The sequence below is a fragment of the Micromonospora sp. WMMC264 genome (assembly GCF_027497275.1).
GTDB lineage: Bacteria > Actinomycetota > Actinomycetes > Mycobacteriales > Micromonosporaceae > Micromonospora > Micromonospora chalcea.
This window is the reverse complement of sequence record NZ_CP114907.1, coordinates 2,535,554-2,548,164: the sequence shown is the minus strand read 5'-3', so window position 1 is coordinate 2,548,164 and position 12,611 is coordinate 2,535,554. Positions and strand designations below refer to the sequence as shown.

Below are 12,611 nucleotides of genomic sequence, written 5' to 3'. Positions count from 1 at the left end.
GTCCGCTCAGCCGGCCCGTCTCCGGACGTGCCACAGGCCGAGCGCCGCCAGCAGACCGGCCGCGCCGAGGTGCAGCGCCAGCTCGATCCACTGGAACGTCCAGAACCGGTGGTTCGGCTGGTAGGCCAGGTCCACGTGCAGGTCGAGCTTGCCGAGGCAGACCGCGGTGTCGCCGAACGTGCCGGTGGCGCCGGTACGCGGCGGGTCGCGGAAACAGGTGCCGAACACGGCGTCGGAGAGCTGCCGTCCGTCGGCGGTACGCAGCGGGCTGATGTCGGTGACCCAGGCGCCCGGCACGTCCAGTCCGCCGACGACCGGCGAGCCGGTGATGCTGCCGAGGTTGCGGGCCCGGTTGACAGTGTCGGCGGTCATCGGCACGGTGACCCGCTCCGGCGGCAGGTAGTGCGGGCGCAGCAGGTTCGGCACCGCGAGCTGCGCCAGCACCACGGCCAGGAACACCACTGCCATGGCTGGGAGGGTGCGGCGCAGCAGCAGCCCGGCGACGACGCCGAGGACGAGGCCGAACACGGCGTACCCGACCGGTGCGACGCCGCGCGCGCCGAACAGCACGGTGCTGAACCGGTCGCCCGCGACCCGGTCGACGGGCGAGGCCGCCCAGGTCAGCAGCGCGCCGAGCAGCCCGGCGACGAGCGCGGCGGCGGCCGACAGCACGGCGAGCTTGACCGCCAGCCAGCGGCGGCGCGGCACGCTCTGGTTCCAGACCAGCCGGTGCGTGCCCTGCTCCAGTTCCCGTGCGACCAGCGGCGCGCCCCAGAACGCGCCGATCAGTGCGGGCAGCAGCGCGAACCCGCCGGCGAGGAACAGCATGGTCTGCGCGTACCGGTCGGGCAGCCGGGCCGGGTCGGGCACGGCCCGGATGTCCGCGCCGAGGCGCAGCAGGTAGGCCCCGGCCAGCACCAGCAGGACCGCGCCGGCGAGCGCCGGGAGGCGGAACTGCCGCAGCGTCATCCGGATCATCCGGTCACCACCGGGTGGGCGGCGGCCCGGGACAGGTACGCCAGCACCAGCTCCTCCAGCGTGACCGGCGCGTCGTCGCGTACCGCCGGGCCCCGGACCACGACGCGGCCGGGCTCGGCCCAGACCACCTCGGCCCCGGCGGGCGTGGCGGCGGTCCGGTGGTGGGTGGCGAGCAGGTCCGTGACCGGCCCGGCCACCTGGACCCGGGCGGCGCAGAGCACGACCAGGTGGTCGCAGACCTGCGCGACGTCGCCGAGCAGGTGCGAGGAGAGCACCGCGCCGGCGCCGAGTTCCCGCACGAAGCCGGCCAGGCCGTGCATGAACTCGCGGCGGGCCAGCGGGTCCAGCGCGGCGGCCGGCTCGTCGAGGATGAGCAGGTCGGGGCGTTTCGCGGCGGCCAGCGCCAACGCCAGTTGCGCCCGCTGGCCGCCGGAGAGCCGGCCCGCCTTCTGCGCCGGATCGAGGCCGACCTCGTCGATCCGCCGCCGGGCCAGCGCCGCGTCCCAGGACGGGTTGAGCCACGCGCCCATCCGCAGGTGCTCGGCGACGGTGAGGGAGGCGTAGACCGGTGTGTCCTGGGCGACGAATCCGACCCGGGCCAGGTGCGCGGCGTCGGCGGCCGGTGGTGCGCCGAGCACCGTCAACGTGCCGGAGGTGGGCGCGATCAGCCCGCAGGCGAGTTGCAGCAGTGTGGACTTGCCGGCGCCGTTGGGGCCGACCAGGCCGACCACGTGGCCGCGCGGCACGCTCAGGTCGCAGTCGGCAAGCGCGGTGCGGCGGCCGTACCGTTTGGTCAGCCGCTCGGCGTGCAGGGCGAGTGGTGGATGCATGCGGCTCATCCTGGGCACGGCGGGACCGGCGGGCATCGGTCCGGAGCACGGTCCGGCGCGCGGCCGACCCTACTTTCGGCCGGTTCGCGGCGGCCCGCGATCTCCTAGCGTGCTGGGCATGGCTGGTGAACGGTTCCCCCGGGTGGCGGCGACGGCGGGGCTTGCCGTGGTGCTGCTCGCCGCGATCGGCGTCCAGGCGGTCGCGATCGCCGCGAGCTGGGGGCTGCGGTACTGGCTCGTGGGCGGCGCGGCCGCCGTCGTGGTCGGCGTGCTGGCTCTGGTACGCGACAGGCAGCGCGTCGTCACGGCCACTGCCGGGCTCGTCGTCGCGGCGTCGGCCGTTGCCGCCGCCCGGCTGTTCGACCTGCCCACCGAGCCGGGGCCCACGCTGGCGCTGGCGTCGGCGGTCCTGGTCGGATCGGCGGTACGCGCGTTGCCGCCGCTGCCCGCCGGGCTGATCGCCGCCGGTGGTCTCGTGGTGGCGGCCGGGGCGTGGGCGGTGGCCCGGCCGGGCGCGGGCGGGTCCGGGGTGGTGGCGCTCAACTGCCTGTGCTGGCTCGGCGGGGTCGCCACCGGGCTGAGCCTGCGGCTGCTCGACGAGCGGGCCCGGGCCACTGCCGAGCGGGTACGCCGCGACGAGCGACTGGAGCTGGCCCGGGAGCTGCACGACGTGGTGGCCCACCATGTCACCGGCATCGTGGTGCAGGCGCAGGCCGCCCACCTGGTCGGACGGCGGGATCCGGCGCGCGTCACGGAGTCGCTGGCCGGGATCGAGGAGGCCGGCGGCGAGGCGCTGCGGGCCATGCGCCGCGTGGTGGGGGTGCTGCGCGACACCGATGACGCGCCGCCGGCCTCGGCCGGTACCGAGCAGATCGAGGAGCTGGTCGAGCGGTTCCGCCGGCAGGGCCCGCCGGTGCGGCTGCGCCTACCGGGGGAGACGGCCTGGCCGCCGGAGGTCACCAGCACCGTGCACCGGATCGTCCGGGAGGCGCTGACCAACGTGGCCCGTCACGCCCCGCACGCCGGGCAGGTCACTGTGGACGTGGCGCGGGAGCCGGACGCGGTGGTGGTCGAGGTGACCGACGATGCGCCCGGCGGGCCCGCCGAACACCGGGGCGGATACGGCCTGGTCGGCCTGCGTGAGCGCGTCGAGGCCCTCGGCGGGACGCTGCGCGCCGGTCCCCGCCCCGACGGCGGATGGTCGGTGCGGGCCTCCGTGCCGTGCGGGAGGCCGTGATGGCGATCCGGGTGCTGCTCGCCGACGACCAGGCGATGGTCCGCGGCGGGTTGCGGCTCATCCTGGAGGACCAGCCCGACATCACAGTGGTCGCCGAGGCGTCTGACGGCGTCGACGCGGTCGCCCAGGCCCGCCGGCTGCGCCCGGACGTCTGCCTGGTGGACATCCGGATGCCGCGGCTCGACGGCCTCCAGGTGACCCGGGCGCTCGCCGGGCCCGAGGTGGCCGATCCGCTGCGGGTCGTCGTGGTCACCACGTTCGACCTGGACGAGTACGTCTACGGCGCGCTGCGCGGGGGAGCGGCCGGGTTCCTGCTCAAGGACGCCGGTCCGGCGCTGCTGGTGGAGGCGGTGCGGGCGGCGCACCAGGGCGACGCGCTCGTGTCCCCGTCGGTGACGGTCCGGCTGCTGCGGCACCTGGCCCCGCCCGCCCCGCCCCGCGACGAGCGCCGCCCAGCGCTGTCCGAGCGGGAGATCGAGGTGGTACGCGAGATCGCCCGGGGCCGTACGAACCTGGAGATCGGCGCGGAGCTGTTCATCTCGCTGAGCACCGTAAAGAGCCACGTCTCGGCCGTGCAGACCAAGCTCGGCCTGCGCAACCGTACCGAGATCGCGGTCTGGGCGTGGGAGCACCGCATCGTCGACTGAATCCGTTGGCGGACGGACTACCGTACGTTGTACGGTAGTGGCCGTCGTCAACGGAGGGGGACAGACGTGGAACACGCGATCCTCGCGGATGGCCTGCGCAAGCGGTACGGGGACGCCACCGCGCTGGACGGATTCGACCTGGCGGTGCGACCGGCCACGGTCTGCGGACTGCTCGGCCCGAACGGCGCGGGCAAGACCACAGCCGTACGCATCCTGGCCACGCTGCTGCGCTTCGACGCCGGGCGGGCCGAGGTCGCCGGCTACGACGTGGCCGGGCAGGCCGACCGGGTGCGCCACCGCATCGGCCTGGTCGGCCAGCATCCGGCGGTGGACGAGGCGCTGAGCGGCCGGGAGAACCTGGTCATCTTCGGCCGCCTGTTCCACCTGGACCGGGCCGGGGCGAGACGGCGGGCCGGTGAACTGCTCGACCGGTTCGGGCTCGCCGACGCCGCCGACCGGCCGGTACGCACGTACTCCGGTGGCATGCGCCGCCGCCTCGACCTGGCCGCCGGCATGATCCTCGCGCCGTCGGTGCTGTTCCTCGACGAGCCGACCACGGCGCTGGACCCGCGCGGGCGCAACGAGGTGTGGGAGGCGGTACGGGACCTGGTGCGCGCCGGCACCACGGTGCTGCTGACCACGCAGTACCTGGACGAGGCCGACCAGCTCGCCGACCGCGTCTGCGTGCTCGACGCCGGGCGGGTGATCGCCGAGGGCACCCCGGACGCGCTCAAGTCCCGCCTGGGCGGCGACCGGATCGAACTGGTCGTCCGCGACGCCGCCGACCTCGCCACCGCCGCGCGCCGGCTGCGCGCGGTGGCCCGCTCCGAACCGGCTGTCGATCTGGACCGGCGGGCGGTCAGCGCCCAGGTCGGCGAGCGGGCCGGTGCGCTGACCGAGGTGCTGCGCGCACTCGACGCCGACGGCGTGGGCGTGGCCGACGTGGCGCTGCGCCGGCCCACTCTGGACGAGGTGTTCCTCCAGCTCACCGCCACGTCCTCCGCCGCCCGCACCGGCGTGGAGGTGACCGCGTGACCGCGACGGTGAACCCCGCGCGCCGTGCGTCGCTGGCCGGTGACGCCCTCACGTTGACCGGGCGTGCGCTGGCGCACTGGCGGCGCGAGCCCGGTCCGCTGATCGGCTCGCTGGGCTTCGACATCCTGATGGTGCTGATGTTCGCGTACCTGTTCGGCGGCGCGCTCCAGGTGCCGGGCGGCGGCAGTTACCGCGAGTTCCTGATGCCCGGCATGTTCGCCATGACCATGGTCTTCGGCATCAGCCTGACCACCATGGCGGTCTCGGCGGACCTGGACCGCGGCGTCACCGACCGGCTGCGGTCCATGCCGGTGTCGCGGCTGGCGCCGCTGCTCGGCCGCGCTGTCGCCGACCTGATGTTCGCCGTGGTGACGCTCGCCGTCATGCTGCTCGTCGGCCTGGCCGTCGGGTGGCGGGCACGCGGCGACCTCGGCGACACGCTCACCGCGTTCGGGCTGATCCTGCTGCTGCGGATCGCGCTGGTCTGGGTGGGCGTCTTCCTCGGCCTGACCGTGCAGGGACAGAGCGCGGTCACGGCCGTGCAGACGCTGGAGTTCCCGCTCGGTTTCCTGTCCAGCGCGTTCGTGGCGCCGTCCACCATGCCCGCGTGGCTGGGCGCGGTCGCCGAGTGGAACCCGCTGTCCGCCACCGTCGGCGCCACCCGGGAGCTGTTCGGCAACCCCGGCTGGGGCGGCGACTCCTGGGTGGCCGCGCATCACCCGCTGCTGGCGGTGCTCTGGCCGCTGGCGCTGATCGCGGTGTTCCTGCCGCTGTCGCTGCGCCGCTACCGGGCGCTCAGCCGCTGAGCCGGACCCCGGGGGCGGCCGTGCGTCGCCCCCGGGGCACGGGTCACGGCCCGGTGAGCACGACCAGCTCGCCGGTGGTCCGGGTCATCGCGACGTACCGGTCCACCGCGCCGGAGATGCCGTCGCCGAAGGACTCCGGGTCGACCAGCACCACCAGGTCGAACTCCAGCCCCTTCGCCAGCTCCGGCGTCAGCGACCGGACCCGGTCGGTCGCCGGGAACCCGGGATCGCCGATGACGCACGCGACGCCCTCGGGATGGGCGGCGAGCCAGCCGTCCACCACCGCGCGCAGCTCGGCGCGGTCGCCGTACCGCACGGGCGCGCCGTCGCGGATGGACGTGGGCACGTTGGCGTCCGGGAGCACGGCCCGGATCACCGGCTCGGCCGCCGCCATCACCTGCGCCGGGGTGCGGTAGTTGACCGTCAGCGTCGCCACCTCGACCCGGTCGAACCCGGCCCGCGCCAGCCGCTGCGGCCACGACTCGGTGAACCCGTGCCGCGCCTGCGCCCGGTCGCCGACCACGGTGAAGCTGCGCGACGGGCAGCGCGCCAGCAGCATCTGCCACTGCGCGTCGGTCAGCTCCTGCGCCTCGTCCACCACCACGTGCGCGAACGGCCCGGCCAGCAGGTCCGGATCGGCCACGCTCAACGCGCTGGAGTCGACCAGGCTGGTGCGCATGTCCTCGCCGTACAGCATGGTCATCAGACCCTCGCCGTCGTCGTAGGCGTGCGACGCGATCAGCGCGTCGACCACCGTGTCCATCTCCGCGCGCTGCGCGGCCAGCACCGCCTCGTCGCGGCGCCGCCGCAGCGACGCCTCCGGGTCGCCGACCCGCCGCCGGGCCGCGTCCAGCCACGGCAGGTCCGCGACCGTCCAGGCCCGGGCGTCGGCCCGCCGCAGCGTACGGATCTCCTCGACGCTCAGCCAGGGCACGCACCGGCGCAGGTAGGCCGGCACCGACCACAGGTCGGCCACCACGTCGAGCGGGTCGAGCAGCGGCCACGCCCGGCCGAACGCGGTCACCAGTTCCCGGTCGCGTCCCAGTGCCCGGCGGACCGCCTCCTCCGGCTCGTCCCCGCGGTACTTCTCCACCAGGATCGTGACCAGTTCCTCCCACACGTCGTCGCGGGCCTCGTTGTGCCCGACGCCCGGGCCGGCCGCCTCGAACGCCGTCGCCCAGTCGTCGGCGGTCAGCCGCAGCTCGGCGTCCCCGACCCCGACAGTCATCCCGGTCGCGGGCGGCTCCTCGTAGAACCGGACCGCGGCGTCGACAGCCCGCACGACGTCCGCCGACGCCTTCAACCGGGCCACCTCCGGGTCGGTCTCCGGCGCCGCCGCCGCGCCCTCCGGCACCAGGTCGGCCAGGGTGCAGATCTGCACGTCCTCCTCGCCCAGGCTGGGCAGCACGTCGGAGACGTAGTTCAGGTACGGCTGGTGCGGCCCGACGACGAGGACCCCGCCGCGGCGCTCGCCGAGGCGCGGGTCGGCGTGCAGCAGGTACGCGGTGCGGTGCAGCGCCACCACCGTCTTGCCGGTGCCGGGACCGCCGTCCACCACCAGCGCGCCCCGGGAACCGGCCCGGATGATCGCGTCCTGGTCGGCCTGGATGGTGCCGAGCACGTCACGCATCCGCGCCGACCGGGTCGCGCCCAGGCTGGCGATGAACGCCGACTGGTCGTCCAGCGCGGCGTGCCCGGCCAGAGCGTCGGCGGTGAACACCTCGTCCCAGTAGTCGGTGATCCGCCCTCGGCTCCACCGGTACCGGCGGCGGCTGACCAGGCCCATCGGGTCGGCGTGGGTGGCGCCGAAGAACGGCTCGGCGGCGGGGGAGCGCCAGTCCAGCAGCAGCCGGCCGCCCGCGCCGTCGGTCAGGCCGAGCCGGCCCACGTACACCGGTTCGCCGCCGTCCGCGCCGACCATCCGGCCCAGGCACAGGTCCAGGCCGTAACGGCGCAGCGTACGCAGGCGCGCGCTCAACCGCCGGACCTCCTCGTCCCGGTCGACGGCCTGCCGGCCCCGGCCGCCGGCGGACCGGCGCGTCGCGTCGAGCCGGTCGGTCAACTCGGCGATCGAGCGGCGCAGGCTGTCCGCGATGACGGCGAAGTGCCGCTCGTCGTCGGCGATCAGGTTCGGGTCGGCCTTGGCCGACAGACGCTCGGGAAGATCGAAAACGCTCGTGGCAGGCAGATTCAACTCGTCTCCGATCACGGGCACGGCCGAGCCTCCGCTCTTCGCGGCTTTTCGAATGCCTCGGCAATGGGTTACGGCCGGCAATTCTGCGCCACCACCCGGGGCTTGCCGCAAGACCGGGGGTGCGCTATATGTTGGTAGTGGCGGGAGAACCCGCCATTCTTTTTGCCCGAACAATTCTCGCGGCTTTTCCCGGCGTCCCGCCGACGGCCCGCGAACGGCGTGGCCGGTAGGATGACGGCACCATGTCGAAGGAGCGCCGGCGCAAGGCCGATCCCGCCCGCAGCCTGGCCCTTCTCTGGCGCACCCGGGAACCGGCCAGCCGCGGCGCCGGTCCCGGCCTCAGCGTCGACCGGATCGTGCGCACCGCGATCGAGATCGCCGACGCCGAGGGCATCGACGCGCTCACCATGCGCCGCGTCAGCGAGGCGCTCGGCGTGGGCACCATGTCCGTCTACACGTACGTGCCGGGAAAGGCGGAACTGCTCGACGTCATGGTGGACGCCGTTCTCGGTGACCTCCCGCGCCCGTCCGACGTGCCGGGTGGCTGGCGGGGCCGGCTGGAACGGATCGCGCGGGACAATCTGGCGCTCTACCGGTCCCACCCGTGGCTGCTGCGCGCCGAGACGACCCGGCCGGTGCTCGGCCCGAACGTGCTCGCCAAGTACGACTACGAGCTGCGCGCCGTCGCGGACATCGGGCTCGACGACGTGGAGATGGACGCGGTGCTCACGCTCGTGCTGGGGCACGCCAAGAGCGCGGCGCGGGTCGCGCTGGACGTGGCCGAGCTGGAACGTGAGACCGGGATGACCGACGACCAGTGGTGGCAGACGCACGGGCCCTGGCTGGAGAAGTTCATGACCGCCGGCAGTTTCCCGCTCGCCGCGCGGGTCGGCACGGCCGCGGGCATGGCGCACGGCGCGGCGTACGGGCCGGACCACGCCTTCGAGTTCGGTCTGCAGCGGGTGCTCGACGGCATCTCGGTGGTGGTCGCCGAACGTGCCGCGGGTGAGCCGGAGCGCGGGAAGACCTTGTAATCCTACTGGTTAAGTAGGAAACTCTCCGTGGGGTCGATGAGCCTTCGGCTGCCCTCCCTCGCCCGCGCGTACCCGTAGGAGCCCTCCATGAGCAACGCGCCCACGCCATCCGAACCGCCCACCGCAGGCACGTCCCGGCTCGCCTTCAGCGAGGACTGGGCCGCCACTGTCCTCGGCCTCGCGCTGCTGCTCCTGGTGCTGGTCGGCGTCATCCCCGCCGGGCTGGTGCCGTGATGGCCGCCGCACCGGAGCCCGCCGTTCGCAGCAACGCCGCCGGGCCGCCCGCGGCCTCCACCGCGGACGCCCCAGCCGCCGCGACCTCAGTGGACCGACCGGACGGTACGCCCGCGGACGCGCCGCCCCCGGCCGACCTGCGCTCCGGCGCGTTCTGGGCCTGGACCGCCGTGGGTCTGCTGGTGGTGCTCGGGCTGGCCGCGCTCACCCGCTACCTGGAACAGAACGTGCCGGTCTGGGCCGAGGGCAGCGCGATCGAGGAGGTGGCCGCCGCGATCGAGTACCCGGTCTACGCGATCCTGCTCGGCCTGCTCGGCAACCTGGTCGTCACCGTGACCGGCCTGCGCGACCGGATCTCCGCCGCGTTCCGTACCGAGTTCTTCATCAAGACCGGCCTGGTGCTGCTCGGCGCCTCGATCAACCTCGCCGTCATCGCGAGCGCCGCCGGTCCCGCCATCGCCCAGGCGCTGCTGCTAATCAGCGGCGTGTTCCTGTTCACCTGGTGGCTGGCCGGGCGCTTCGGCCTGGACGACAAACTGCGGGCGCTGCTCGCCTCGGCCGTGTCGATCTGCGGGGTGAGCGCCGCGATCGCCGCCGCCGGCGCGGTCCGGGCACGCCGGGAACAGCTCGCGTACACGGCCAGCCTGGTCATCGCGTTCGCGTTGCCGTCGATCTTCCTGCTGCCGTGGCTGGCCGACGTGCTCGGCCTCTCCGACGCGGTCGCCGGCGCCTGGATCGGCGGCAACATCGACACCACCGCCGCCGTCACCGCGGCGGGCGCGCTCGCCGGTGAGGACGCGCTCCAGATCGCCAGCATCGTCAAGGTCACCCAGAACGCGCTGATGGGCGTGGTCGCGGTGGCCCTCACCGCGTACTTCGCGCTGCGCGTGGAGCGCCGCCCGGACACCCCGCGGCCGGGGCTCGGCGAGCTGTGGCGTCGGTTCCCGAAGTTCGTCCTCGGGTTCGTCGCCGCCTCGGTGATCGCCACCTGGTACCTCGACGTCGCCGGGGCGGACGGCAAGGCCACCATGGCGATCGTCACCGACCTGCGGGTCTGGTTCCTCATCGTGGCCTTCGTCAGCATCGGCCTGGAGGTCCGCGTGTCGTCGCTGCGCGAGGCCGGCTGGCGGCCGGTCACCGTGTTCGGCGCGGCCACCGTGTTCAACCTGGTGCTGGCGCTCGGACTGGCCTCGGTGCTGTTCCACGGCTTCACGGTCTGACCGGCTGGACCTGGGCTCGTCGAGCTGGCCGGTGGTGTCCCGGGCCCGGCACGTCGCGGTGCACCTGCTCGGGCACGGCCAGCACGAGGTGGCCCGGAGGTTCGCCGCCAGCGGGATCGACAGGTTCGCCGAGCCGACCCGCTGGCGGCCCGGCCCGGAAGGGGTGCCGGTCCCCGACAACACACTGGCCTGGCTGCTGTGCCGGGTGGTGGACCGGGTCGTCGTCGGGGACCACGCCGTCGTGCTGGCCGAACCGGAACTGCTGCGGCACGCCGACGTCGGGTCGCCGCTGCTCTACCACCGGGGCCGGTACGCGGGCCTGGCCGACACGACCGACCCCGGCGACCGCCGCTGCGCCGCCTGACCGACCGTCGCTATCGTGGCCGCGTGATCACCTGCGTCGTGCACTACACGATCGACCCCGCACAGATCGAGGCGTTCGAGCGCTTCGCCCGCACCTGGATGCGGCTGGTGGCACGGCACGGCGGCGTGCACCACGGCTACTTCCTGCCCGCCGAGGGCGCCAGCGACCGGGCCGAGGCGCTGTTCAGCTTTGAGAGCCTGGCGGCGTACGAGCAGTACCGGGCCCGGTTCGGAGTGGACCCCGAGTTCGTCGCCGCCGACCGGATCCGCGACGAGTCGGGCTGCGTCCTGCGGTACGAGCGCACGTTCATGCGCCCCCTCCTGCCCACCGACTGACACCCCGGCCGGCCCGGCTACCGAGGCGGGTTCGGGCCCTCCGCTGCTGCGGCGTAGCGGCGGGCCAGGCGGGCGAACGCCTCCCGCAACTCGGGCGGCCCGACCACCTCGATGTCGGCGTCGTAGCGGCCGAGCAGGGCGGCCAGCCCGGCCCACGACCAGCCGCCCTGGGTCAGACGGCAGCGATCGGGCCCCAGCTCCTCGACGATGCCGTCGCGGGTCCACGCGGAGACCGTCCGGGCGGGCAGGTCGAGGATCACCTCGCCCCGGCAGGGCCAGTCACCCGGCCCGGTGGCGCCCTTGAACCGGCCGGCGATGTACGCCGCGACGTCCCCGCCGGGCAGCTCGCGGGGCGTGAACCGGGGGCCGGTGGGCGTACGCGGGCTGATCCGGTCGACCCGGAACGTGCGCCAGTCGTCGCGGTCCAGGTCCCAGGCCACGAGATACCAGCGCCCGCCCCAGGTGACGAGGTGGTGCGGCTGCGCGCGGCGCGGCGGCGCGTCGGGAGCGGACGCCGACACCGAGTCGTAGTCGAAGCGCAGCTCCTCCCGGGCGTGCACGGCGGCGCTGAGTGTCATCAGCAGTCCCGGCTCCACGCGGGCCGCGGCGGGCGTGCCGGCCCGTTCCACGGCGATCACCCGCAGGGCGTCGACCCGGTGGCGCAGCCGGGGCGGCATCACCTGCCGGACCGTGGTCAGCGCCCGCGCGGCGGCCTCCTCGATGCCGGTCACGCCGGTGGCGGCGGTCTGCAACGCCACGGTCAGCGCGACCGCCTGCTCGTCGTCGAAGAGCAGCGGCGGCAGCGCCGAGCCGGCGCCGAGACGGTAGCCGCCCTCCGGGCCCTTGGTGCTCTCGATCGGATAGCCCAGCTCCCGCAGCCGGTCGACGTCGCGGCGCACGGTACGCGCGCTGACCCGTAACCGTTCGGCGAGCAGCGCGCCCGGCCAGTCCCGGCGGGCCTGAAGCAGGGACAGCAGGGAGAGCAGTCGCGCGGAAGTCGTCGGCACGACACGCATTCTGCCCGCAGAAGAGGACACATCCTGACCGCTATGCCTGCGAGTGTGGGCCCGTACCCGATCAGGACCGGAAGGAACCGATGACGATGACCGGCACCACCACGACCCCCACCACCCTGGACGCCGAGCGGGCCGACCTGCTGGCCGAGCTGGCCGAGGCGCGGAACATGCTGATCAACACGGTGCGCGGCCTCACCGACGAGCAGGCCGGGCAGAAGCCGACGGTCAGCGCGCTCTGCCTGGGCGGCCTGATCAAGCATGTGACGTCCACCGAGGAGGCGTGGCTGCGATTCGTGGTCGAGGGCCCGTCGGCGATGTCCTTCGCTCTGCCCGAAGGCGTCACTTGGGAGGACTTCATGGCCGGCAAGGCCCGCGAGCTGCCGCAGTGGGCGATCGAGCGGGGGCGGGACTTCCAGATGCTGCCCGGGGACACGCTGCCGGCCATCCTGGACCGCTACGCGCGCGTCGCCGCCCGTACCGAGGAGATCGTGGCCGGCGTCGAGGACCTGTCGGCGACCTGGCCGGTGCCGGACGCGCCGTGGAACGAGCCGGGCTCGGTCCGCAGCATCCGGCGGGTGCTGATCCACGTCATCGCCGAGACCACCCAGCACGCCGGGCACGCGGACATCCTGCGCGAGAGCATCGACGGGCAGACCACCACCTGAGCCGGCCGGGGCACCG

General features: G+C 74.4%; 13 protein-coding genes and 1 pseudogene. 10 read left to right on the top strand and 4 right to left on the bottom strand.

Annotation, left to right across the window (positions count from 1 at the left end; genetic code table 11):
* Positions 1–6: 6 nt before the first annotated feature.
* Positions 7–978, bottom strand: a complete 972-nt coding sequence (locus O7542_RS10790) for an ABC transporter permease subunit (RefSeq protein ID WP_064446026.1) — start codon at positions 976–978, stop codon at positions 7–9.
* Entirely contained in the window at positions 975–1,808 is an 834-nt protein-coding gene (locus O7542_RS10785) for an ABC transporter ATP-binding protein (protein WP_281606136.1), read from the bottom strand. The genes O7542_RS10790 and O7542_RS10785 overlap by 4 nt, the downstream gene beginning before the upstream one ends.
* A gap of 118 nt (positions 1,809–1,926) precedes the next feature.
* On the opposite strand from O7542_RS10785, the gene O7542_RS10780 reads away from it, so the two are divergent.
* The 4 genes from O7542_RS10780 (at position 1,927) to O7542_RS10765 (ending at position 5,533) form a co-directional block, all read left to right on the top strand.
* Positions 1,927–3,045: a sensor histidine kinase gene (locus tag O7542_RS10780; protein WP_281606135.1), complete on the top strand. Its 1,119-nt coding sequence runs from the start codon at positions 1,927–1,929 to the stop codon at positions 3,043–3,045.
* Positions 3,045–3,692, top strand: coding sequence for a response regulator transcription factor (locus O7542_RS10775; protein ID WP_281606134.1), 648 nt, complete (start codon positions 3,045–3,047; stop codon positions 3,690–3,692). Before O7542_RS10780 ends, O7542_RS10775 begins: the two co-directional genes overlap by 1 nt.
* A gap of 66 nt (positions 3,693–3,758) precedes the next feature.
* Positions 3,759–4,727 carry an ATP-binding cassette domain-containing protein gene (locus O7542_RS10770; protein ID WP_281606133.1) on the top strand — a complete coding sequence of 323 codons (969 nt, stop codon included), beginning with the start codon at positions 3,759–3,761 and terminating at the stop codon, positions 4,725–4,727.
* On the top strand, positions 4,724–5,533 hold the full coding sequence (locus tag O7542_RS10765) for an ABC transporter permease (protein WP_281606132.1): 810 nt from the start codon (positions 4,724–4,726) through the stop codon (positions 5,531–5,533). The genes O7542_RS10770 and O7542_RS10765 overlap by 4 nt, the downstream gene beginning before the upstream one ends.
* Before the next feature lie 43 nt (positions 5,534–5,576).
* Here the strand turns inward: O7542_RS10765 and helR are convergent, their stop codons facing one another.
* Complete coding sequence (gene helR, locus O7542_RS10760; RefSeq protein WP_281606131.1) at positions 5,577–7,748, bottom strand: RNA polymerase recycling motor ATPase HelR; 2,172 nt, start codon at positions 7,746–7,748, stop codon at positions 5,577–5,579.
* Positions 7,749–7,969: 221 nt separating this feature from the next.
* On the opposite strand from helR, the gene O7542_RS10755 reads away from it, so the two are divergent.
* The 5 genes and pseudogenes from O7542_RS10755 to O7542_RS10735 all read left to right on the top strand — a co-directional run bounded on the left by O7542_RS10755 (position 7,970) and on the right by O7542_RS10735 (position 10,914).
* On the top strand, positions 7,970–8,761 hold the full coding sequence (locus O7542_RS10755) for a TetR/AcrR family transcriptional regulator (protein WP_281606130.1): 792 nt from the start codon (positions 7,970–7,972) through the stop codon (positions 8,759–8,761).
* A gap of 87 nt (positions 8,762–8,848) precedes the next feature.
* On the top strand, positions 8,849–8,995 hold the full coding sequence (locus O7542_RS10750) for a hypothetical protein (RefSeq protein WP_281606129.1): 147 nt from the start codon (positions 8,849–8,851) through the stop codon (positions 8,993–8,995).
* Positions 8,995–10,215, top strand: coding sequence for a putative sulfate exporter family transporter (locus O7542_RS10745; protein WP_281606128.1), 1,221 nt, complete (start codon positions 8,995–8,997; stop codon positions 10,213–10,215). The genes O7542_RS10750 and O7542_RS10745 overlap by 1 nt, the downstream gene beginning before the upstream one ends.
* Positions 10,184–10,579, top strand: a pseudogene (locus tag O7542_RS10740) (flavin reductase family protein); the annotation flags it as partial. The gene O7542_RS10745 and the pseudogene O7542_RS10740, both read left to right, overlap by 32 nt.
* A gap of 23 nt (positions 10,580–10,602) precedes the next feature.
* Entirely contained in the window at positions 10,603–10,914 is a 312-nt protein-coding gene (locus O7542_RS10735) for an NIPSNAP family protein (protein WP_043324181.1), read from the top strand.
* Between the two features lie 17 nt (positions 10,915–10,931).
* Here the strand turns inward: O7542_RS10735 and O7542_RS10730 are convergent, their stop codons facing one another.
* Positions 10,932–11,930 carry a WYL domain-containing protein gene (locus O7542_RS10730; RefSeq protein WP_069089710.1) on the bottom strand — a complete coding sequence of 333 codons (999 nt, stop codon included), beginning with the start codon at positions 11,928–11,930 and terminating at the stop codon, positions 10,932–10,934.
* Between the two features lie 86 nt (positions 11,931–12,016).
* Between O7542_RS10730 and O7542_RS10725 the strand changes: the two genes are divergently transcribed.
* Positions 12,017–12,595: a DinB family protein gene (locus tag O7542_RS10725; protein ID WP_210869172.1), complete on the top strand. Its 579-nt coding sequence runs from the start codon at positions 12,017–12,019 to the stop codon at positions 12,593–12,595.
* The last annotated feature ends 16 nt before the right edge of the window (positions 12,596–12,611 follow it).

Excerpts from the sequence above, each read along its gene's own strand:
- O7542_RS10785 (WP_281606136.1), bottom strand. The coding sequence starts at position 1,808 with ATGCATCCACCACTCGCCCTGCACGCCGAGCGGCTGACCAAACGGTAC.
- O7542_RS10790 (WP_064446026.1), bottom strand. The coding sequence starts at position 978 with ATGATCCGGATGACGCTGCGGCAGTTCCGCCTCCCGGCGCTCGCCGGC.
- O7542_RS10725 (WP_210869172.1), top strand. The coding sequence starts at position 12,017 with ATGACCGGCACCACCACGACCCCCACCACCCTGGACGCCGAGCGGGCC.
- O7542_RS10755 (WP_281606130.1), top strand. The coding sequence starts at position 7,970 with ATGTCGAAGGAGCGCCGGCGCAAGGCCGATCCCGCCCGCAGCCTGGCC.
- O7542_RS10730 (WP_069089710.1), bottom strand. The coding sequence starts at position 11,930 with ATGCGTGTCGTGCCGACGACTTCCGCGCGACTGCTCTCCCTGCTGTCC.
- O7542_RS10775 (WP_281606134.1), top strand. The coding sequence starts at position 3,045 with ATGGCGATCCGGGTGCTGCTCGCCGACGACCAGGCGATGGTCCGCGGC.
- O7542_RS10750 (WP_281606129.1), top strand. The coding sequence starts at position 8,849 with ATGAGCAACGCGCCCACGCCATCCGAACCGCCCACCGCAGGCACGTCC.
- O7542_RS10745 (WP_281606128.1), top strand. The coding sequence starts at position 8,995 with ATGGCCGCCGCACCGGAGCCCGCCGTTCGCAGCAACGCCGCCGGGCCG.
- O7542_RS10780 (WP_281606135.1), top strand. The coding sequence starts at position 1,927 with ATGGCTGGTGAACGGTTCCCCCGGGTGGCGGCGACGGCGGGGCTTGCC.